Source organism: Moorena sp. SIO3A2 (assembly GCF_010672265.1).
In the GTDB taxonomy this organism is placed as follows: domain Bacteria; phylum Cyanobacteriota; class Cyanobacteriia; order Cyanobacteriales; family Coleofasciculaceae; genus Moorena; species Moorena producens.
The window spans coordinates 14,774-37,681 of the sequence record NZ_JAAHHC010000045.1 but is presented as its reverse complement, the minus strand read 5'-3'; the positions used below and the strand labels follow the sequence as shown (position 1 = coordinate 37,681).

Annotated in this window: 18 protein-coding genes and 1 pseudogene; 16 read left to right on the top strand and 3 right to left on the bottom strand. The window is 43.0% G+C overall.

All coding sequences use genetic code 11. The features are described 5' to 3' along the window. The first annotated feature begins 447 nt into the window (after nucleotides 1-447). From F6K64_RS30690 to F6K64_RS30645, 10 genes and pseudogenes are all read left to right on the top strand, one after another. The gene (locus F6K64_RS30690) at nucleotides 448-1,404 is read left to right on the top strand and encodes an ATP--guanido phosphotransferase (protein WP_071105777.1); all 957 of its coding nucleotides are present in this window, start codon (nucleotides 448-450) and stop codon (nucleotides 1,402-1,404) included. 152 nt (nucleotides 1,405-1,556) lie between these two features. Further along, nucleotides 1,557-3,401 carry an ATP-binding cassette domain-containing protein gene (locus tag F6K64_RS30685; RefSeq protein ID WP_287267358.1) on the top strand — a complete coding sequence of 615 codons (1,845 nt, stop codon included), beginning with the start codon at nucleotides 1,557-1,559 and terminating at the stop codon, nucleotides 3,399-3,401. 266 nt (nucleotides 3,402-3,667) lie between these two features. After that, nucleotides 3,668-4,342, top strand: a complete 675-nt coding sequence (locus F6K64_RS30680; RefSeq protein ID WP_287267357.1) for a glutathione S-transferase family protein — start codon at nucleotides 3,668-3,670, stop codon at nucleotides 4,340-4,342. Between the two features lie 386 nt (nucleotides 4,343-4,728). Beyond that, nucleotides 4,729-7,125: a heavy metal translocating P-type ATPase gene (locus F6K64_RS30675; RefSeq protein ID WP_287267355.1), complete on the top strand. Its 2,397-nt coding sequence runs from the start codon at nucleotides 4,729-4,731 to the stop codon at nucleotides 7,123-7,125. A gap of 114 nt (nucleotides 7,126-7,239) precedes the next feature. Then, nucleotides 7,240-9,219 (top strand): WD40 domain-containing protein, encoded by a 1,980-nt coding sequence (locus F6K64_RS30670; protein ID WP_287267353.1) that lies wholly within the window; start codon nucleotides 7,240-7,242, stop codon nucleotides 9,217-9,219. A gap of 153 nt (nucleotides 9,220-9,372) precedes the next feature. Further along, nucleotides 9,373-9,960: a Uma2 family endonuclease gene (locus F6K64_RS30665; RefSeq protein ID WP_008179851.1), complete on the top strand. Its 588-nt coding sequence runs from the start codon at nucleotides 9,373-9,375 to the stop codon at nucleotides 9,958-9,960. A gap of 99 nt (nucleotides 9,961-10,059) precedes the next feature. Continuing rightward, complete coding sequence (locus F6K64_RS30660) at nucleotides 10,060-10,395, top strand: class I SAM-dependent DNA methyltransferase (protein ID WP_008179852.1); 336 nt, start codon at nucleotides 10,060-10,062, stop codon at nucleotides 10,393-10,395. Between the two features lie 79 nt (nucleotides 10,396-10,474). Further along, nucleotides 10,475-11,950, top strand: coding sequence for an RNA-guided endonuclease InsQ/TnpB family protein (locus F6K64_RS30655; RefSeq protein ID WP_008179854.1), 1,476 nt, complete (start codon nucleotides 10,475-10,477; stop codon nucleotides 11,948-11,950). 8 nt (nucleotides 11,951-11,958) lie between these two features. Further along, nucleotides 11,959-12,216, top strand: a pseudogene (locus F6K64_RS30650) (SAM-dependent methyltransferase); the annotation flags it as partial. Further along, nucleotides 12,156-12,326, top strand: coding sequence for a hypothetical protein (locus tag F6K64_RS30645; RefSeq protein ID WP_154659680.1), 171 nt, complete (start codon nucleotides 12,156-12,158; stop codon nucleotides 12,324-12,326). The pseudogene F6K64_RS30650 and the gene F6K64_RS30645, both read left to right, overlap by 61 nt. 14 nt (nucleotides 12,327-12,340) lie before the next feature. Here F6K64_RS30645 and F6K64_RS30640 read toward each other — a convergent pair whose 3' ends face one another. Together F6K64_RS30640 and F6K64_RS30635 are read right to left on the bottom strand one after the other, a co-directional pair. After that, entirely contained in the window at nucleotides 12,341-13,009 is a 669-nt protein-coding gene (locus F6K64_RS30640) for a hypothetical protein (protein WP_008179856.1), read from the bottom strand. Between the two features lie 221 nt (nucleotides 13,010-13,230). Then, nucleotides 13,231-14,070, bottom strand: a complete 840-nt coding sequence (locus F6K64_RS30635; RefSeq protein ID WP_008179860.1) for a M15 family metallopeptidase — start codon at nucleotides 14,068-14,070, stop codon at nucleotides 13,231-13,233. A gap of 152 nt (nucleotides 14,071-14,222) precedes the next feature. Here F6K64_RS30635 and F6K64_RS30630 point away from each other — a divergent pair, with 152 nt between their 5' ends. From F6K64_RS30630 to F6K64_RS30610, 5 genes are all read left to right on the top strand, one after another. After that, on the top strand, nucleotides 14,223-14,804 hold the full coding sequence (locus F6K64_RS30630) for a TetR/AcrR family transcriptional regulator (RefSeq protein WP_008179862.1): 582 nt from the start codon (nucleotides 14,223-14,225) through the stop codon (nucleotides 14,802-14,804). A 91-nt stretch (nucleotides 14,805-14,895) separates the two neighbouring features. Then, entirely contained in the window at nucleotides 14,896-15,552 is a 657-nt protein-coding gene (locus tag F6K64_RS30625; RefSeq protein ID WP_008179864.1) for a peroxiredoxin-like family protein, read from the top strand. 353 nt (nucleotides 15,553-15,905) lie between these two features. After that, complete coding sequence (gene trxA, locus F6K64_RS30620; protein WP_008179866.1) at nucleotides 15,906-16,253, top strand: thioredoxin; 348 nt, start codon at nucleotides 15,906-15,908, stop codon at nucleotides 16,251-16,253. 300 nt (nucleotides 16,254-16,553) lie between these two features. Further along, on the top strand, nucleotides 16,554-17,153 hold the full coding sequence (locus F6K64_RS30615) for a glutathione binding-like protein (RefSeq protein WP_008179868.1): 600 nt from the start codon (nucleotides 16,554-16,556) through the stop codon (nucleotides 17,151-17,153). Between the two features lie 752 nt (nucleotides 17,154-17,905). Next, nucleotides 17,906-19,357, top strand: a complete 1,452-nt coding sequence (locus tag F6K64_RS30610) for a pre-peptidase C-terminal domain-containing protein (RefSeq protein ID WP_008179870.1) — start codon at nucleotides 17,906-17,908, stop codon at nucleotides 19,355-19,357. A gap of 774 nt (nucleotides 19,358-20,131) precedes the next feature. On the opposite strand, the gene F6K64_RS30605 is transcribed toward F6K64_RS30610, so the two are convergent. After that, a complete protein-coding gene (locus tag F6K64_RS30605; RefSeq protein WP_008179877.1) occupies nucleotides 20,132-20,848 on the bottom strand; it encodes a thermonuclease family protein in 717 nt (238 codons plus the stop codon). 781 nt (nucleotides 20,849-21,629) lie between these two features. Between F6K64_RS30605 and F6K64_RS30600 the strand changes: the two genes are divergently transcribed. Next, nucleotides 21,630-22,592, top strand: a complete 963-nt coding sequence (locus tag F6K64_RS30600; protein ID WP_287251123.1) for a deoxyhypusine synthase family protein — start codon at nucleotides 21,630-21,632, stop codon at nucleotides 22,590-22,592. Nucleotides 22,593-22,908: the final 316 nt, after the last annotated feature.

Here is a 22,908-nt window from a genome sequence, read left to right as displayed (position 1 = left end):
GTGCTTCCTTCATCAAGGTTTTTGGTTGGGGTTGCGGGGTGATCGTTCTTCTCAGTTGCCAAACAGAGTGCGATAAATCTCACTGTTAGATTGGGGTGCATCACCTCATGATACATTGTTAAGCTGCTAAAATTGCCAAAATAAACAGCAAAATTTCCCTAACTACATCAATTCCAACTACAACTAGTATTATTGTTTTTTGAATACACCTATTTTTTGAATACACCTATAAGGTTGGGTTTCCTGCTTAAAACAAACCTACAGAGAAGGTCATTCGCACTGGTCTATCCCTGGAAATTTATCATTACTCTAGAAATATTAAAGCCTTATCTATTAGGATGGTTTAATATTTTTAAGGAAGCCCTAATTATAGCATTGTTAGTGTTAAGCTAACGCTCCTATAGTGATGCTATATTAATCAATTCAGGCAAAAACAAAGATTAACCTATGTCTTCCGCTAGACTATTGCAACGAGTATTAAATCCAAGAATGACAGAACATGGAGTCACTTGGTCTCATATTTGCAAATCAGGTTTAGAAAACCCTGATAGCAAAATTGGTATTTATGCGGGTGATGAAGAATCCTATTCTTTATTCTGGGATAAATTTAAGCCCATTGTCGTTGACTACCACTACAATAATTCCACTTCAGAGTATGGACAATTCAACTGTCAACATTTGCCCTCTTGTTTTCATACACCGCCTTTTGTTCATCTTCCTGATGTGCTCACAACCCGCATTCGCTTAGCCAGAAACTTAAAGGGATGGGCATTCCCATCCTCTATGACTCTTGAGCAGCGCATACAGGTTTGTATGCAGATTGAACATGTCTTAAAAAAAGTCCCTGGTATGTTCTTGAGGCTCAGTGATAACATACCACTGTCTCTACGTAAAAAACTCCAGGACTGTGGGTTTTGGTTTGATAATAGCGATCGCTTTATGCAAAGTGCAGGTATCTATGACCATTGGCCTAAAGGACGAAGCATCTTTGTTTCTAGGGATTGGCATGTTAGTGTCTGGATTAACGAAGAAGACCATCTCCGGTTAATGTGTGTTGTTCCAAATTTCGATCTCCCAAAGGCGGTTTCTTACCTATTACCCGTCTTAAAATTTCTAGAGCAACAGTTGTCATTTTCACAAACCCGACAACTTGGATTTATCACAAGCTGCCCCACGAATCTGGGCACAGGATGTCGTATTAGTGTCCATGCCTATTGCAGCCCTGAAGCCGTTGCCAATCTCCAATCTCGTGGCTTAGTGATTCGTAATCAGCATGGTGAACACGTGTCAGTATCTACGGATACTTACGGCATTTATGATATTTCTGTTGCTGAGCGTTTGGGTATTACAGAAAGCCAAATTATGAAAAAACTACACCAATCACTAGTAGATGTTTTAGGCTAAAAGGTACCAGCTTTAGACTAAATTTTAGTCTCTGATTCTGGGTGGCTTAAAACTATCCCCTTCAGGGGAAAGCTTCAGCAGGTTTTCTGAGGGTGTAAGTTTGCAACTCGAAAAAGTAATGATACTCTGTAAAACACGTTTGACCTAGGCTTATGCAGTCAATTGATATCCATCTTACACAAAAAAATAATTTCAAACTTCTAAGGCACTATAGCAAAAAGCTTGGTGGGGTTCTGATCATTATTTTAGTGACCAGTATTTTTATTGGTAGCTACCCATCTGCTTTAGCATTTCTGTTTACCAAAGTTGTTGAAAATATTATGGAAGTTAAGTCTCGTAATTCGGGACTATTGATTCTGATTGGTGGAATTTTGGGCACCTATAGCTTAGCTGCTGTCTGTGAAGTAATTAAGTTCTTTACTGTTCCTCACTTTATTGCTGGTTTTACATGTCAGATCCGCAAGGACTTACATGAAAATTTGTTGCAGCGATCATATCTAGACATCAATAATGATCAACGAGATGAAGGTAAACAATCTGTCACGTTTCTTCGGGATTTAACTATTATCGAAGAAATGCTACATCGAGTTCTTGATGTCTCAACTATTTATATTTCTCGAATTTTTGCTTGTTTTGCGATCATCTTTTATTACAGCCTTAGTCTTGGCTTGTTGATGTTAACTGTCTTTTTAGCCGTACAATTCGCTATTTGGAAACTGAATCGGATCTATGCCGAGTCCAGCCAAGCACGAGCGACAACTGAGGATGAAATTTCAACGATGTTAAGTGAGACTCGTGATGCATTGGAAGTTCTACATTACTACAATGCTACCCAAACTGTGAAAGAAAAATTTATCACTAATCTCGACATCTTCCAACGGAAGCTCAATTTAGAATTGCGCTACATTACCATGAGTCCAGGGATTCCCCGTATTATCTTTCGGGCATTTGTTTGCATTATGATCGCGATCGCCAGCCTCATGGTTATTCAGGATAACATGAGCGTGGGTGAACTGACTGGATTAATTGCAATAGGAACCAATATTGTTGATCCTCTGCAAGAAATCAATATTGCTTGGAGCAAGTGGACAAGAGCATCTATCAGTCTAGAACGCATTGAAAATGAGCTACCGTCGGTTTTTTCTCCAGTAGCTTCGACAGACTCTGTAGAGGAGTCAATATCTGATCAAATCAGATCAGAGGAAACCTCTCAACTGTTGCCTGGTCAACAACTATCTGAACAAGTTCAGCCTATCATTAATCCTGGAGATGTCACTTATCCTCTAACCAAAAGTTTACGATTGCAGAGCATTTCGTTTGGATATCGAGAAGAAACGTTAGTGCTGAAAAATATTCAACTAATGCTTCCGCCTACTGGTTTATTTTGGATTAAAGGGGTGAATGGTTCTGGTAAGACGACATTTTTTCGATTGCTTTCAGGTGACATTCCACCTAACAGCGGAGAGATTTATTGGGATGAGCACAAGTTGAGCGATTTTTCCTCTTTTCAAAGACGAAAAATGATTCGAACGATCCCTCAACGGGTTTTTCTATTTGACACCACCATTCTGGATAACTTGCTGATTTGTAATGCAGGTAAAACAGAACAGGATGTCCTAAATATGTTTAATGTCCTGGGGTTAACATCGTTGATTGAAGATTTTCCTGACGGGCTATCAACCCGTGTTGGTCGTCGGGGAGCTTATCTATCTGGTGGGCAGGCTCAGATTATTTGTTTGGTACGGGCATTGCTTTCTGAACCAGAAGTGTTACTACTCGACGAACCCTTTGCAGCAATCGATGCTGGTAAATCCGAAATGATGATCGGTGTTCTTCAGACCATTGCGAAGAATCACCTATTATTGATCATTGCTCACGATGATATGTTAAGCCAACATGCTGATCAGACACTTCTGTTTAGCAATGGAAATGTGCAGCTAATCAATCCGGAAATGAGCACATTTTTTAGCTTACCCCAGGCTGAAGCACGGGGGTAAGCTTACAGTAACTGCCAACAATAATAAGCCCATAGGTTGCGTTCCACGTTTGGTGATGTCCGATAGACTCTGGCTCAAGACCTGCACCCAACCGTTTGGGTTGCAGGTCTTGAGCAGTAAGCCGTTCTGTGGAAAAATAGCTAACTTTTTGAGTTCACAGACCCTGAAGTTTCAGAAATAACCTTACCTTTTAACAAGCAACCACAACCGTTTTTTTCGGCAAACTTAAGCTAAACTTCAAAGGTAAACTTCAGGATAAATAATCGATGCTAAAATTCTACTACAATACCCTCTCGCCCAATGTTCGTCGTGTCTGGCTAACTTTACTAGAAAAAAAACTTACCTTTGAAACAGTATTAGTTAAATTAGATGGCGATCAATTTGAACCAGAGTTTTTAGAAATTAACCCCTTTCATCACATTCCAGTTCTGGAAGATAACGGCTTGCGGTTAGTAGAATCCTTGGCAATTATGGACTACTTGGAAGCCAAATATCCCACACCTGCGCTGCTGCCAACTTCACCAGAGGCATTAGCCAAGGTACGGATGGTACAATTGTTGACTGCTAATGAGCTATTTTCCCCAGTAGTTCAACTAATCTGTCAAAAGCAAGATTCACCACAATTTAAACTAGCCAAGCGGAAGCTAGATAGAGTACTCAAATTTTTATCCGAGTTATTAGGAAATAGCCCTTACTTTGCTTCGGAGCAGTTAACCTTAGGAGATATCGTTGCTGGAGCAGCAATATCGTTATTGCCGAAGTTAGAGATTAATCTTACTGATTATCCTAACATGGATCAGTGGTTTAAAAGATTGATGCAACGGGAACCATGGCAGAAGACAGACATGAGTGCAGAGGATTTTGAAGAATTCAAGCGCCGAATAAAAGTTCTGGTAAAACTGCGTGCTCGTGAACTGATTGGGGGAAATAAGACAAAGTAAATGTAAGCTATCAGCGGTCAGCGGTCAGCTATCAGCTATCAGCTATCAGCTATCAGCTCACAGCTTTTGAATAAAACAGGTAAGGGACTTGCATGTAAAAAAAATACCAATTAAAGTAGGGTGGGCAAAGTTATCTTATCTATAAGACTCATTTGAACCAAAATGTTTTTGCCCACCCTACAAGCTAAAATCTGGTATTTTATTTTTTGGCTACTCCCTAAGCATTGGTTTAATTTCTGTTACGTCAGCTGACGGCTGACGGCTGAAGGCTGTTCGCGTAGCGTGCGCGTAGCGCTTAAGCTGAATCCTTACCCACTAAAACTCATCCCCTTGACACTCCACTAAACTAGAGAGTTTATCCTTTAACCATAGGGTGAGGGTAAATCATGAAACAACAAAGCTTTCGTTTACAAGGAATGAGCTGCGCTGGTTGCGCCAGACGCATTGAAACCCTGATTCAAAGGGTTCCAGGTGTGGTAGAGTGCAGGGTCAATTTTGGTACAGAAGAAGCTAGTATTACCTACAATACCGAGGAAACTAACCCCAAAAAAACTAACCAGCAACTAACCAAACTGATTCAACAGGTAGTAAGTGATGCTGGCTACCAAGCTTTCCCGATCGAGGATATCAGTGATCAGCCTGATAATCTCGAATGGCAACGTCAAGCCGAAACCCTTGACCTAAAACGAAAATTCCTTGTCGGTGCTGTGCTTAGTACTGTCTTAGTGATTGGTTCACTGCCGATGATGACAGGATTATCTATTCCCTGGATTCCATCTTGGTTACATCACCCTTGGCTACAGCTGGTATTAACCACACCAGTTCTGTTCTGGTGTGGACAGTCCTTTTTGACTGGAGCATGGAAAGCCTGGAAACACAAAACAGCAGATATGAATACCCTAGTCACCCTTGGGACTAGTGCTGCCTATGTCTATTCTCTGTTTCCCACAGTGTTGTCCCCGGTTGTTTTGAAATCTTTCCTACCCCAAGGGGTAACTCTCCCTGTGTACTATGAAACCACTGCTGTAGTGATTACCCTGATTTTGCTAGGGCGATTGCTGGAACACCGGGCTAAAGGAAAGACATCTGAAGCAATTCGTAAGTTGATGGGATTACAAGCTAAAACGGCTCGTGTGATTCGCCATGGTCAAGCCGAGGATATTCCCTTGGCCGAGGTGCAAGTTGGGGATGTGGTATTAGTGCGTCCAGGAGAAACTATTCCGGTAGACGGCATAGTTATGGAAGGGGTTTCTACTGTGGATGAAGCCATGGTCACAGGAGAAAGTGTTGCGGTCAAGAAACAGCCGGGGGATGAAGTGATTGGAGCAACGATTAATAAAACCGGTAGCTTCCAGTTCCAGGCGACTCGGGTCGGGAAAGAGACCGTACTGGCACAGATTGTTAAGTTAGTACACCAGGCCCAAGGGTCTAAAGCACCGATTGAAACCTTAGCAGATCAGGTAACAGGGTGGTTTGTGCCGGTAGTGATTGCGATCGCAATGGTCACTTTTGGAGTTTGGTGGATGACCACGGGAAATCCTACCCTAGCCATGATTAATATGGTGGCGGTGTTAGTCATTGCTTGTCCCTGTGCTTTAGGTCTAGCTACTCCAACCGCAGTGATGGTAGGGACAGGTAAAGGCGCAGAAAACGGGATTTTAATTAAAAATGCCGAAAGTCTGGAATTGATTCATCAACTGCAAACCATCGTGCTAGATAAAACCGGAACCCTAACGGAAGGGAAACCTACGGTAACGGATTTTATTACAGTTGGAGGCATCTATGAATCCTCGTCGGAACTGGGCAGGTTCATCGGGAGCAATGAAATCAACTTGCTGCAACTAGCGGCAGTGGTGGAGAGTCATTCCGAACATCCCTTAGCTGAAGCAGTGGTGCGCTATGCCCAATCTCAGGGAATAGGGTTCCAGTTACCAACACCAGAGAATTTTACCGCTGTTGCTGGCAGTGGGGTACAGGCAATTGTTGATCACGATCATCCTCTGTTATCTACCAAACCGGCGGGGGGTGGGCTTAAGGGCAAGAGATTGGTGCAGATTGGGACAAAACGATGGATGGAAGAATTAGGGATTCAAACAGATGTTACAGTGCAACCGAATCGGTCTTTAGCAGACTATCATGGGGATTGGGAGGCGAGCAGTAAGACGGTAGTTTGGATCGCAGTTGATGGTAAAGTTGAAGGCATTGTGGGCATTGCTGATGCCCTCAAACCCGCTTCAGCTGAGGTGGTGAAATCCTTGAAGCGGTTGGGATTAGAGGTAGTAATGCTAACGGGAGATAATCAAAAAACTGCTGATGCGATCGCAAACGAGGTTGGCATCCATCGGGTATTTGCTCAAGTCCGACCTGACCAAAAAGCTAGCATCATCTCTACTCTCCAAAAAGAAGGCAAAATTGTAGCAATGGTAGGGGATGGGATTAATGATGCCCCAGCTCTGGCTCAAGCAGACGTGGGGATTGCCATTGGTACAGGTACTGATGTTGCGATCGCAGCCTCTGACCTTACCCTAATCTCGGGAGATTTACAAGGTATCATTACAGCCATTCAACTAAGTCGTGCTACCTTCCGCACTATTCGCACTAACCTCTTTTTTGCCTTTATCTACAATGTACTAGGAATTCCGATTGCGGCTGGTGTGTTATTCCCGATCTTTGGCTGGTTACTCAATCCCATTATTGCTGGTGCAGCGATGGCATTTAGTTCAGTATCTGTGGTAACTAATGCATTGCGCTTACGGAAATTTAAGCCCATTTCTGGGTTATGAGAGACTGTTATTGGTGGGTTACGGCGGATAGGTCGGTTAAAAGGTGAGCTTTTAGAGTATTCGCCGCCTAACCCACCCTACCCTTGGATTTAAGTAATCTAACCAGCTGTTTGTGTGAGCTACTGTCTCAATCCCAACTGCCCTAAGCCTTACAATCCTGATGGCAACAAGTTTTGCCAAACTTGCGGCACTAAACTCTTGTTAGCAGAGCAATACCGCCCTATTAAGCTGATTGCAGCAGGAGGCTTTGGCAGAACCCTTTTGGCCATCGACGAGGGAAAAGCCTCTAAATCCTACTGTGTGATTAAGCAATTTTACCCCCAAGGTAACAATCAAGCTAATAATCAAGGTAACAATCAAGGTAACAATCATCCTACCAGAGCTGCTCGATTATTTCACCTGGAAGCCTTGCGCTTGGAACAGTTGGGCAAACACCCCCAGATTCCTGAACTCTTCGCCCATTTTGAACAAGATCATCACTGGTACATAGTTCAGGAATTTATCCATGGGCAAAATTTAGCTCAAGAGTTGGCAGCAACTGGACCATTCCGAGAAGGTCAGATTCGTAGACTCCTGAGTCAGTTGTTACCAGTGCTGCACTTTATCCACCAAGGTAAGGTGATTCATCGGGATATCAAGCCAGAGAATATCATTCGTCGTGCTACCATCCCCCCAGGTGCTGGCGTTGGGATTGTCACTCCCCCAGACCTGGTACTAGTAGATTTTGGTGCAGCAAAGTATGCCACAGCCACGACCTTAGCCAAAACAGGCACAACTATTGGTAGTGCTGGTTATGCCGCCCCCGAACAAATCTTTGGTAAAGCAGTATTTGCCAGTGACATCTATAGTTTAGGGGTCACCTGCATTCATTTATTGACCCAAACTGAGCCATTTGATTTATACGATCCGATGGAAAATGGCTTTGTCTGGCGGGATTTTTTGGTTCATAATCCCGTCAGTAGACAATTGAGTCGGATTCTCGACAAAATGATTCAGAGTTCCATCAAGCTCAGGTATCAATCCGCGATCGCAGTGATGGACGATTTAGGAATCACCCAAGAAACCGAAACTGGTCTGACCTGGGAGCCATTCCACCGTAATCAACTAACTCCCCAATCCACTGGTAAAACTGGTAAAACTGGTAAAACTGGTAAAACTAATGTAACAAGCAACTCTCGGCCACCAAGAGTTAATCCCAGGATTATCGTTTTTGCCGCAACCACTCTCAAAGGTCATTCCGATGAAATTTATTCTGTAGCCTTTAGCCCTGATGGACGTACCCTAGCCAGTGGATGTAGGGACAAAACTATCAAGTTGTGGGAGTTGAAAACAGCCTGGGAAATCCTTACCTTTGGAGGTTGGTTTTCTAAGCATTCCGCTGAAGTGCGTGCTGTGGCATTTAGTCCTCAGGGAAAAAGTCTTGCCAGTGGTAGCGCTGACGAGACCATCAAACTCTGGAATGTCCGTAATGGTAAAGAGATTTTCACCTTCACAGGGCATTGCGGTGACGTGAATTCCATTGCCTTTCACCCCCAAGGATACCACCTTGCCAGTGGCAGTAGCGATGGTACCATTAAGCTTTGGGATGTTCGTACCCTAAAGCAGCTCACTACTCTGACCGGACATTCATCATGGATTCATTCAGTAGCCTTTAGGCCAGATGGCCAAATCCTTGCTAGTGGTAGTGCTGACGCTACCATCAAGCTGTGGGATGCTTTAAGTGGTCAGGAAATTCACACCCTTGAAGGACATTCAGACCAGGTGAATGCGATCGCGTTCACTCCCAATGGACAGACCCTAGCCAGTGCTAGTGCTGACGGTACTATCAAGCTTTGGGATATTAGCACTGCCCAGGAAATTACCACCCTCAACGGTCATAATGGTTGGGTTTATGCGATCGCATTTGACCGTAGTGGCCAAATCCTCGCTAGTGGTAGTGCAGATACTACTATAAAGCTATGGGATGTTGATACAACTCAAGAAATTGGCACTCTCAACGGTCATTCAGACACCATTCATGCTCTTGCCTTTGGTCCGAATAACAGAACTCTTGCCAGTGGTAGTTTCGACAACACTATCAAGATTTGGCGCTAGGTAGCTAGGGGGCAACAGGCAATAGGCAATAGGCAATAGGCAATAGGCAATAGGCAATAGGCAATAGGCAATAGGCAATAGGCAATAGGATGATTAAAAAATAATAATTAGACGTAGGATAAACAGAATAACAAAGGAAAATTTTAAATACCTATGCAACTAATATCTGAACCCAAATATTCTTCTCCAGAAGACTATTTAAAACTAGAAGAAACAGCAGAATACAAGAGTGAATATCGGGATGGAGAAATTATACCAATGACTGGTGACACTACCAATCATAATCAAATTGCCCTTAATATTGCTACCCTTTTCAAACTCGGATTAAAGGGAAAACAGTACAAAGTTTACATTGGTGATGTGCGTTTGTGGATACCTCGTTACCGTCAGTATACCTATCCAGATGTTATGGTGATTCAGGGTGAACCAGTTTACACAGGTAAGGGTACAACTACAGTAACGAACCCGATGTTAATTGTCGAAGTTTTATCAAACTCTACTAAAAACTATGACCAAGGTGATAAGTTTTTATACTATCGTTCTATTTCAGAGTTCAAAGAATATATTCTAATCGAACAAAGTGAGTATCGTCTACTGCAATATAATAAAACTGCTACCAATCAATGGCAGTTCACTGAGTATGAATCAGAAAATTCCGTTATTTCTCTTAACTCCTTAGAGTTAAGCGTTTCTTTTCAAGATATTTACGAAGGGGTAAATTTTAAACTTACTCAAGATTAATTTTTGGATTAATCATTAAATTTGCTCCCTCCTCTACCATTTAACTATTCAAGCTACCCTACACCGAAAATCAAAAGCGAACAATATTTAAACGTCATAATGAGTAGTAATTTTTTTAGCATCAAAGAAAAGTTCTTTGATCTGTGGGCACCAAACTACGACATCCTGTTCACCACAGTATTTTACCAAGCACTCCATAAACGGCTGTTAGAGTATATAGAACTCACAAATCAGCCCAATGTATTAGACCTTGGCTGTGGCACAGGTCGTTTACTGAATCGTCTTGCTCAAGAGTTTCCCAATCTTCGAGGCACTGGGGTAGATTTATCTACTAAAATGCTCGCTCAAGCCCGACAGCAAAACCAGCATCGGCAGCGAATAATCTATCAAAAAATCCGGGAACGTGAGAACCCTGCGTCTAAAGACCGGGGATGAAACGGACGCGACGGGGTTTACCCCGCCGTATCCATTCAATTCAATTAAGCTATAATAGGAGCAATTAGGTGATAGTAACATGTATAGAACAATCCCAGTTAAGGGGACATTTACAGATGAAGAAAATGCTTTCTGGGTGTTTCAATGCGAACAGGCCAATAGCCTAATCAATTGTGCGATATATTACGCCAAGCAAAAACACTATAGTTGGTTACGTGAACAACCTGAGGGCTATACGACTTACTGGCGTGATGACGTCCTTAAGTTTGGTTGGAAGACCTACAGATGCGCAGTTAAATATCCTGAATTAGACAAGGCTCTTAAGATGAGTCCTCATTATAAGGCTATGGCTGCCCAGTCAGCTCAACAAACGTTGAAGTCTGTAGGGGAGTCGATGACTAGTTACAACCAATTAGTTAGGCAATATTATAAAGGCGAAGTTGACAGGCCAAGGCTTCCTAGATATCGCCAAAAAGGTGGCTTAGCTGCTGTTACTTTTCCAAAGCAAGCATTAACTTACAAAAAAGGGCTGTTCTATCCATCGGTTAGCAAAGAGTCTAAACCCGAGTTACTCTGCGAGATAACATTGGAACCGCCAGAATTTATAGATCCCGACTGGGTCAAAGAGGTAACTATTCGCCCCTACCTAGGGCAGCTTTGGCTCGATTGGGTTATTGACGATGGGAGGCAGTCGTACGAACACAATCCTAATCTTGATTATTCGCAGGCTTGGAGCTTCGACCATGGGGGCGACAACTGGCTCACCGGCGTCTCTACTCAGGGCAAAAGTCTCATAATCGACGGTCGTAAACTCAAGTCGATGAATCAAGGGTACGCCCGCTTGGTAGCAAAGTACAAGACCGGAAAGCCTGAATTTTTCTGGGACGCTAACCTCGATCGGGTTCAAAGAAAGCGTAATAATCAAATGCGCGATGCAATCAACAAGGCGGCCAGATTTATTATTAATCGGTGCTTAAATGATAGAGTTGGTAATATCATTTTTGGCTGGAATGAGCGGCAAAAAGATTCAATCAACATTGGGCGACGAAGCAATCAAATCTTTGTTGCAATTCCCACCAAAAGATTGATAGAGAGGTTGAAGCAACTTTGCCCCGAGTATGGCATCAAGCTAACAATCACTGAAGAATCTTATACCAGTAAAGCGTCTTACTTAGACGAGGATCCATTACCGAAACATGGTGAAAAACCCAAAGGATGGAAGCCCTCAGGAAAACGGGTAAGACGTGGTTTGTATGAAACAGCCAAGGGATATCTGATTAACGCAGATACTAACGGAGCGGCAAATATCGCGCGAAAAGTAGCCACACAGTTAGGTCTTGATCTGGCCAAGGTGGGTAGCGGGAGCTTGACACTCCCACATCGGTACGATCTTTTTAACTCTCTAAAAAAATCATACCGAACAAGAAGCGAAGCAGCACGGGTTCACCCTGCTGCTTCGCAACCTTGTAGAATCCCCCGTGCTTCAGCCGGGGGAGATGTCAAAGAAAAGGCAATGCTGAATTTCTACCCTTTGCTGACAAAGAATTTGAAGTAGTATTTAATACCATCAGCTTTTTACACTACCTAAATCCTCAACAAGTTTTCTCAGAAGTTAGTCGGATCCTGGAACCCAAAGGACATTATTACCTAGTAGACTATTCTGTTAGAAAGCGAAAAAAGTCTTTACCAATTTCCCCTAACCAGATTCGTTTCTATAGCCGACAGCAACGGGAAGAATTTGGCCAGGTAGCAGGTTTGTCATGCTTAGGGCATCACCATCTCCTCGGACCAGTTGTGCTAAGTATCTTTCAAAAACCTTAATAACTATAATAATAATTCCCTCTCTTCACACCTCCGATCACCTACCACACCTCCTTCTCTTTCCCGATTCCCGACTCCCGATTCCCGACTCCCGACTCCCGACTCCCTAACCAAAGCGCTATAGTTACTGAATCACCTCACAGCACTCTGCCACAGATGCCCGTTTTTCCATAGCAGCCACCAGTGCTTCATAAGATTCCCAGTGTTCAGTAATCATACTAGTCGCCTGACGCTCAGCCCATCGTGCTTTCACTGAGTACTCACTACCAGAAAAACCTAACCCTTCCAAAGCATCTCGGAGTTTTTCGCAGTCTTCTGCTCCGCCCTCAACATTCTCATAGACTATAGTTTCCGCAGCAATCCCTGCCATCCAAACCGTGCAAAATCGATCTAAGGTTAATCGCATTTCTCGAAGATTATAAGCCTTAGCCGATAGTGCTTCAGTATCAAAGCTCACACCACCATTACCCAGTTGTCCCTCCTTCAAAGCTTCCCAAGCACTTAAGGTGTAACCAGTGATTGGAATACCAAGTAAGTAAGCCACCAGAAAATGACCCGCTTCATGGCGAATTATGCGTCCGCGATGTTCAGGATTAGTACTCGCCAATACATCTAACAGCAGCGTTAACCCTTTGCCTTGGAAGCTGAAGCCATCTAAAGTAACAAGACTCAAGACACCAAAAGTAGTTACCGCAGGGATTGCCGGAGAAATATTCAACAGTGGTCCTAGCAAAACCGAAAGGGTCATGCCAAAAACACCAATAGCAATTAAATTCAGCGCAATTTGTTGCATTTGTTCTTGGTTACTTGTTAGTTAGTTATTAATTATACTTGGTTAATTGTTAATTATTAATTGCCATTTTTACTGTCGATCCATCCAAGTATCCAAGCCTTTCAACCAGATAACCAGCTAACCTTCAACCAGCTAACCTTCAACCAGCTAACCTTCAACCAGCTAACCTTCAACCAGCTAACCTTCAACCAGCTAACCTTCAACCAGCTAACCTTCATACTTCATACTTCATCCTCAAACTTTGGTGTTTCCGATGGAAGAGGAAGAGGAGTAGGTTTCTTACCTTTGTAGAACGTTTCCAAGCTCTTGGTATCTCCCACAAACCTCCAGTGCCAAGGCTCATAACTAATTCCTTGGGGATTGTCTCTAGGAAAAGACAACTCAAAGCTGTAGAAAGCCGCATTCTTTTCCAACCACTTAAAAGCTGCCGTATTCTCAAACTCAGGATTCAGGTTGGTAGCTGGTGCCATGGCATCCCCAATATCGATCGCATAACCAGTGTGATGCTCACTGTAGCCAGGGGGAGCACTTACTTCAGCCCGTTTACTAGCTACCTGTCCTCGCTGTTCCTTTACTTGAAAAAACAGGTACTTTTGCTGGTCCACAGAACGGAAACCCGAAATTGGCACTAGGATTACCCCCTGTCTTCTTGCTGCTGCTGCCATGGCTTTGTATTTCCGAGCTGCAGCAGCCTCCAATTTAATCCGACCATCACGGGTAATTGGTTGCAGTTGTGAGCTTAGCACTTCAGAGTAGGGTAAGTGTCCCAGAATGTTATCAGCATTATTCCCCTGTGAACTAGCTTCTGTCTGACTTTGAGTCGATGTTGCTTTACCCGACGGGGTAAGATTGGACTGAGCTTCAGGAGTTGGTTCCATTGGAATCAGGCTAAAGGCGATTCCTCCTATTGCTAATAGTCCAATAATTAGTAAGGTGACCTGCCAACGAGACCGGGGTTTTATATCTTGTCTATCCCTTACTGCCTCGGGAATATCATCTACTGTTACCTCTGTTACCTCTGAAAGGTTTGCTGGTTCGCCCGGGAGACCTGCGTTATTCAATAGTCCACTCCTGCACTGACATCCAAATTATTACATTTATTTATGACATACTTATAGTTACTGCAAATCCCAGCAGTGTCAGCGAAGCAACTGGATTACTTGACCAATCGTTCCAGAATTGTTATAGTAAAGATACGAGTTAAGCAAAGGTGATGGCAAGGCACAAAACCTTTGACCCAGAAGATGTTCTAGAAAAAGCCATGGAAACCTTTTGGCTTTATGGCTATGAAGGAACCTCAATGCAGGACTTGGTCAAAAGCATGGGGATTAACCGAGGCAGTCTATACGACACCTTTGGTGACAAACGTTCCCTATTCATGGCTGCGATCGCTCATTACAATGATACCTGTGTAAAAAATGCGATCGCATCCCTAGAAGCACCCACAGCCTCAAAGCAAGCCATTATCGACTTTTTCTACAACCTGATCGAAGGGGCTGTAGACGATAAAGACCATCGAGGCTGCTTGCTCACCAACACCGCTGTTGAACTGTGTCCCCACGATCCACAGACTAAATCCCGGATTGCTGCTAATCTGCGCTCAGTGGAAAACGCCTTTAAAAAAGCCTTATCCACAGCAAGGGAGCAAGGGGAAATCACAACCAACCATGACCTTCAGGCATTAGCCCAATATTTCACCAGTAGTATACAAGGGTTGCGGGTTATCTCCAAAGTCAACCCAGACCCAGAAACCCTAAGAGCTATTGTCAAGGTCATACTTTCCGTTCTCGATTGACAGAGTAAATTGAGACAGTAAATTGACAGAGTAATTTTTTTTGCTCTTAATTGGAACGATTGTTCAAATATAACCTAACTAGGAGTAAATCATGACCTTAAGCCAAGACTTGATTAACCTAAATACCCAGCTTCGCGCTCAGCAACCAGAAGAAGCCAAACTCATCATGGCAAAAGCAGGAGAAGACCTCGCTAATTCTGGCATTGTAGACAATAGCCTCAATGTTGGCGACAAATCCCCTAACTTTACCCTGCCTAATGCTGTAGGTAAACTGGTAGAATTGCAAGACCTACTAGCCACCGGAGCCGTAGTAATTTCCTTCTACCGGGGTCAGTGGTGTCCTTACTGCAACTTAGAATTACGAGCATTGCAGCAATTCTTACCAGAAATTCAGAAATTAGGTGCAACCCTAGTCGCTATTTCCCCTCAAACTCCCGATAATTCCCTGTCCACTACAGAGAAAAACCACCTAACCTTTGAAGTACTAAGCGATGTTGGGAATAAGATTGCCAAAGAGTTTGGTCTAGTCTTTACCGTACCAGAAGAACTCCGACCAGTTTACCAAAACTTTGGCATTGATTTACCTGCCCACAACGGTGATGAAACCTTTGAATTACCCATTGCCGCCACCTATGTAATTAATCCCGATGGAACCATCACCCATGCCTTAGTTGACCTAGATTACACCAAGCGACTTGACCCAGAAGAGATTGTCAGCGCATTACAAACCCTGGCTGTAGCGGTATAAGTAGCTCAATAAAAATCGTAAGCATTAAGCCGTCAGCCGTCAGCCGTCAGCTAAAAGCTCAAGTAACTCAGATTAAACCAATGCTTACCTGTTTTATTCAAAAGCACCTCAAGTAGCGTGGGCGTAGCGCATTAGCACCTCAAGTAGCACCTCAATTAGCCTGGCCTACGGTCAATGACTCATAGCTGATAGCTGATAGCACCTCAAGTAGCGTGGGCGTAGCGCTTAAGCTGATAGCTGATAGCACCTCAAGTAGCGTGGGCGTAGCGCTTAAGCTGATACGCGACGCGCTGATAGCTGATAACTGTCAGTCAACACTCAACAATCATTCCTAGTTTAGGAGGAATTAAACTATGTCAGAAACAGCCAAATATATTACCCTAAATGACGATAACTTTGAAACCGAAATCCTCAACAGTTCCATTCCAGTCATAGTAGATTTTTGGGCACCATGGTGTGGACCTTGTCGGGTAATGAATCCAATCGTCACTGAATTAGCCACAGAATTTGATGGGGTTGTCAAAGTAGGCAAATTAAATGTTGATGACTACGAACAACTAGCCAGCCACTATCACATTGAAGCAATTCCTTCCCTATTTTTATTCAACCAAGGTAAAGTAGTTGAGCGGTTGGAAGGTCTTGTGCGTAAACCGACTCTAGTTGACAAAATTAATGCCCTAACTAATCTCATTTATGTTTAAGGATGTGATAACGATTCTCGGATAATGGGTAATCGGTAATGGGTAATCGGGAAAACTTTATTTGTAATAGCTAATTGCCCATTACAAATTACCTTTATAGAGTCAAAAATTGTGGCACGCACTTAGATAAAATCAGGGAGAAATTCAGGGAGGAATTTAGATCAGCGCGTTGCTCATACTGTTGAGCATACTTATCAGGTAAATTTAATTTATTACCACTACTCCCTACTCCCTACTCCCTACTCCCTAAAATCCAGAAATAAAGTCCATCACCCAATTGAGAGTTCCTATAAAATAATCATGATTGATCTATATACCTTTTCCACGCCTAACGGACGCAAACCTGCTATCATGCTCGAAGAAGTAGGACTTCCCTACACCGTTCACACAATTAACATAGCAAAGGGAGAACAGTTTACTCCCGAATATGTAGCAATCAATCCCAATAGTAAAATTCCTGCTATCATTGACCAGGATACTGGTATAAAAGTTTTCGAGTCAGGAGCAATCCTAATTTATTTAGCAGAAAAGACAGGCAAGTTGTTGCCAACCGATACAGCAGCAAGAATACAAGTGATTGAATGGTTGATGTTCCAGATGGCAAGCGTTGGACCAATGTTTGGTCAACTGAGTCACTTCCGACGCTTTGCTCCAGAACAGATTCCCTATGCTATCGATCGCTATGAAAAAGAAACCCTACGTCTGTTTGGTGTCTTAGATCAGCAATTAGCAAAACAAGAATTCATTGTTGGAGATTACTCCATTGCCGACATAGCTACCTATCCTTGGGTAGCTGCCTATGACTATTTGGGAGTCACCCTAGATAACCATCCCCACCTCAAACGCTGGGTCGAGACAATGCAGCAGCGACCCGCTGTGGAACGGGGCATGGCAGTCTGAACGTTTGTTGAAAGTTGAAAGTTGAAAGTTGAAAGTCATGAATCCTAGGTGGGCAGTGCCTATCAAGCCTATTAACAGCTGATCTGATCTGTCTGGTGCACTGCCCACCCTACATGAACTTACTGAAACTCAAGGATCTACTTTTATTGAACAATTGAAAAGTAATAATTATGATTTAAAACTATTTGAAAGAGGGGATTATAAGCTATAAACCTGGCTGACCATAGAAGATATTATGGTATTGATTCCAACCGTTTTAAATAACCTTTTCCGCACCCTGATTATGAAAGTTGTTAGGATCCGGTAGACCACTATAGCTATAGTAGGAGAGTTGACCGTTGGGCTTTAGAGCGACTAGGCTTAGAAACTTTCCTCAACATTGCCTCAACATTTTCCGGACTCAAAGGGGATGTTGAGAATTTAGAGTAATCCAGCAGAGCTAATTTATAAAGTAAATATAAAGAGCTCAAATCCTTTGACAGACATGGATTTCCGGGAACAGGGCGTGCACAAGCGCCCGAATTATTGAAAGCCTTTCAGCGCCATGGTTATAGCTTCTTTTACCAATCAGCTCTGACCGCTGTGATAATTCAGCTAATTTCGTTCAAAATTAAGAGCTGATAAACTTTGCTTACAAATCTTAAAAAACTAGGTGTGGTTTATTACCCTGTAGATGTAGGAAAGCGCCAGTAAAATCCAGTTTTTGGGCTAATTTACAGTGCTTTTCACAGAAAAGAAACAAGTAGTTAATCATGGGTACTTTCAATTTAGGCACTTTCAGCGGCAATCCCATCAGCCGCAATCGGTACACACTCACTACCTCAGACGCCACTGATGTGTTTAAGTTTAGGGTCTCAAACAACCGTCAAATTAACCTAAATCTACACAATATCAGTGCGGGAGATGATGCTAACCTCAGACTCTACCGGGACACTAACAACAATGGCATCTTTGACTTGGGCGACCAACAAGTGGCTAGCTCTTTACAGGGTGGCAATGCTAACGATGTTATCAACTACAGTGCTACCAGTGGCACTTACTTTGCCCAGGTAAAACGCTACGCTCCTAGTAGCAATGGAATTGTTTCCTATAATTTAGAGTTGTCTGGAACTAGCAAACCAAATACCTATCAGCCCTTGAGCCCGAACCAAGTCTTTTCCCTCAACAGTAACTTAGAGGCAGACCACATTATCTACCTTGACTTTGATGGTCATACTACCACAGGTACCTCATGGAACAAGAACTTCGGGAGTTCCATTGTGACCCCTGCCTATGACACGGATGGGAATACTTCCAATTTCTCCACTGCTGAGAGAGAGACTATTTGGCGCATTTGGCAACGGGTGGCAGAAGACTTTAGTCCCTTTGATGTGAATGTGACTACTGCCCAACCTTCCGATGACCAACTCAAAAAAACCAGCGGTAGTGATTCCCAATGGGGCATTCGCGTTGTCATTGGGGGAGATGGTTCCTGGTATCAAAAAGGTACCGGTGGTTTGGCTTATATGGATTCATTCAACTGGGACAGTGATACCCCCGCCTTTATTTTTTCAGAGAATCGCGCTGGAGGCAGTGAGAAATCGGTGGCTGAAGCTATTAGCCATGAGGTAGGTCATACCTTGGGTTTGTCTCATGAGGGTGATTCCACCAACGACTACTACTATGGTCATGGCAATGGCAGTGTCGAAACCGGGTGGGCTCCTATTATGGGAGAGGGCAACGATCGAAATCTCAGTCAATGGAGCAAAGGTGAGTATACCGGTGCCAGCAACCAAGAAGATGACCTAGACATCATCACTGGGCAAAATGGTTTTGGCTATCGCCGGGACGATTATAGTAACCAGCTAACCAGTGCAGCAGCGCTATCGATCAATGATGGTCAGGTGGAAAATTATGGCATCATTGAAAAAAATAACGACATTGACTGGTTTGAGTTCAATTCAACAACGGGCAACATAGCCCTAGATATTAAGCCTTTTGAGCGAGGACCTAATTTAGACATTCTGGCTAAGCTATATAATGCTTCCGGTCAACTGATTAGCTCTTCTAATCCCATCGGTTCTCTGTCCGCTAGCTTTAATCTTGATCTCAGTCCAGGGCAGTATTATCTAAGCATTGATGGTACGGGTCAAGGAAACTTAGCTACCGGATACAGTGATTACGGCAGCTTAGGACAATACTCTATTACTGGCACGGTTGCTTAGACTCTGCAATCTAATGCTTTAGAAACGTTCCTCAACATCTTCTGATCTCAAAGGGGATGTTGAGAATTTAGACGAGTTTAACCCTTCCTCACCCAATTCCGAAATTCTGCTACCAACTGCAAATAATCTTTGGTGTCCACCTCTGCTAAAAATCCCTCAATTTCCCCTATAGGTAAACCAGGAAAAGCCAAACTTTATTGACTATATTCTCGATCTCGTAACTGATAAATCTCAAAAGATTCACCATCATAATGCCAAACTTCTGAAACCCCTAACTCGGCATATATAGCGCTACGCTTAGCGTCAGAAGTGAGAAGTCAGAATTCAAAAGTAAGCTAGGACTAGGTTTCGGAGTTTATAAATGTCCTAATCTTAATGCGTAGTGCTATACTGCCAAACGGTTCATAGAACTACTGGTAATATCAATTTATACTACATCTGGAGCTGGAGCGGTTTCTAAGTTAATCCTTTTTTTGCCCTTAATTATGCTAATATTTTGGATATAAAAGTTTTTAGGTAACTTCGGAATAGGGAATAGGGAATAGGGAATAGGGAATAGGGAATAGGGAATAGAGCAGTTGGCATTCAACCTAAGTATTGATTATTGCCAATATATAAGTGGACTGTATCTTTTTTGTCCAATTTTATTAATTAACTTATCTGCCAATGGCTATATGACCTACATTCAATGTTCTTAACCCTACTCCCTACTTCCTACTCCCTACTCCCTAAAACCCAGAACAAAAGTACCTCAACCAATTGAGAACTGCTATATTACTTCAGCGTCTGCTTAAAGGTATCCTCAAACTGATCTTTAGTAAGATTTCCAGCTTCTAGGTCTTCACAGAGGGTTTGAATTTTTTCTGTAAGCTGCTGATATTCATCTGGGTCTGCAAGTAGGGCTTTTTGCTTTTTCTTAAGGGGACGAAACAACCAAGGCTCGATAAATCCGGACTTCGGTTCTTGCCATAACCCTTTTCCTTGGCGTTCCGCATCTGCCTCTGCCAACAGAAGGGAAATAGCCATCTCACGAGGGCACTTACTAAAATAATCGTAATAAATCAGTGCTAATCCTTCTTTTACTAAACTATGCTGAATAAACGTGCCATCCAATAAGTAAACTTCGCCAATTCTACGATTGTAGCGAGTGTCGATGTCGGTAATTCTCAATTTAACTTTATTCCTGTTTTCTTCTACCAACTGTTTGACCCAGTCTTTCCCTTCGTTGCCCCACTTAAATTGACTTTGATAGAACGCATTGTCCTGATTTTTATCCTCAAGTTTTTTGTAACCCCACCCCTTAGGAGTTTCTGGTGCATCAATGTAAACGAACCGCACTGTAATGTCTTCTCCGGAGGCATCAATCACATCAATAGTGTCAGCATCGGAAACTTTCTTAACAGCGTAGGTTTCTAGGGACTCAAAGTATGGCGGTACTTGAGGAGCAACTGACCCTACTTTACTTAAAATTTCACTAATCAAGTCTGTCATGGCGTTAATTGTATCAGGACTGAGGTAGGAGTAGTGGATGAACAGGCAATCAGTGCCTCAAACCCACAGCCGATTCTACTCTAGATTTTAGACTAACCATAGCAAAACACTTACTAGCTGTCCATTCCCTTCAATCATCCTACAACAAAAGCAACGCCAGATGAGGGAGGTCACTTATTTCCCTGTCCGCTCCACCAGTGACCTTCAAGACAGGTGTTACCGGATTGATATACAATAAGAGATTGTGATAATTGTTAAAAACAACACCAAATAGAGAACCGTTGCTGGTGATCAGGCATTTCTTGATCTCAAACGCAGTTGAAACCCCTTGTGTACAAGCGGCGGGGATAAAAACAACTTAGGGGCGTTATTTTCCTTGTCTACGAAATTTGTGGCGAGGAATCATAAACGTCAAAAGCTAGTTTACTAGATCAGGATTTTATAGCAGTGTTTGGTGGTGAAAAAAACCCTAGCTGCTTCCCCCTGAGAGACTGCATCAAGGCTTAAGTATAGTCAAAGTCAGCCCTGGGAGTTTTGCTCCGGAGCCAACGGTACTATGTTTTAAATTATATGAAGACTTGATCTCCTAGCTTGTTTTCTTCCTGCTTTAACTGAGGGAGAGTTCAAGTTCGCACTAGCAGGTTTTTAATCAAGGCTGTTAACTAACTGCTGCTTCCGTTTTTTTACCATTTTATCAATGGGTGATTCTGCTGTTTCTAAAACGTTTATCTATAGTTCTGTAAAGTACTCAACTGTAAGACCCACTATTGGAGGAAAAACTATGATTCGAGAGTTCATGAAGAGAAATTTTCGACACTTTAATGCAGCTGTGTGTGTTGAGGCGGCTGAAGGATGGGTGAAACACCTGGAATCTGGTAATAAAATGTTTCTGACTATGGCTGGTGCCATGAGTACAGGAGAGCTGGGTATCTCTCTGGCTGAAATGATTCGCCAAGACAAGGTACATGCCATTTGCTGTACCGGAGCGAATCTTGAAGAGGATATCTTCAATCTGGTTGCCCACTCTCAATATAAGAGAGTACCGGATTATCGTTCACTGAAACCAGAAGAGGAAAAGGTTCTTTTTGAGTCCGGTATGAATCGAGTTACTGATACCTGTATCCCTGAAGAAGAAGCGATGAGGAAAATTGATCGGCATATGGTGAAACTGTGGCAAGCAGCTGATCAATCTGGCAAAAGCTTTTTCCCATACGAGTTCATTTATCAACTTATTGAAAGTCAAGAGCTTAAAGACTCTTATGAAATTGATCCTTGTGACTCATGGGTGATGGCAGCATGGCAGAAACAAATTCCTATTTTTGTTCCTGGATGGGAGGATTCAACTCTGGGAAATTCCTTTGTTTCTGAAGTTATCAAAGGCAATATCAGTCGCTTGAATGTTGTGCGGAGCGGTCTGGAGCTGATGGTATTTCTTGTGAATTGGTATCAGGAAAATACTAGAGATTTTTCCATGGGGTTCTTTCAAATTGGGGGTGGAATTGCTGGAGATTTTCCCATCTGCGTTGTGCCACTGATCCACCAGGATCTCAAGGAAGACTGTAAGTTGTGGAGTTACTTCGCCCAAATTAGCGATTGTACCACCTCATACGGTTCCTACAGTGGCGCACTACCTAGTGAAAAGATTAGTTGGGGCAAACTTGATACGGACACCCCTAGTTACGTGATTGAATCGGATGCATCAATTGTAGCTCCGCTGATTTTTACTTACGTCCTGGGTCACTAATATCATGTCCGGTTGAATACTTACACCCTTGGCCCAATCGAAGGCATGTGGCACAAGTAAAGGAATAAGGTTTAATCGGAGATGGTTTTTTATCACTAATTATCCGGACATGATATAACCCTAGAAGTGATTATTTATGGTAGTTGTGTCATAATCATTGAGCGGTCAGCTTATTTTATTCAAAGGTGCGCTTTCCGCATCTAATTATTAAATTCGCCACGGGTCGCACCTAAAAGCACCGATTGCGCTACGCGCACGCTGCGCGAACAGTACCGTGGCCACAGGCCAATCGCTGAATGCTGAATGCTGATAGCTG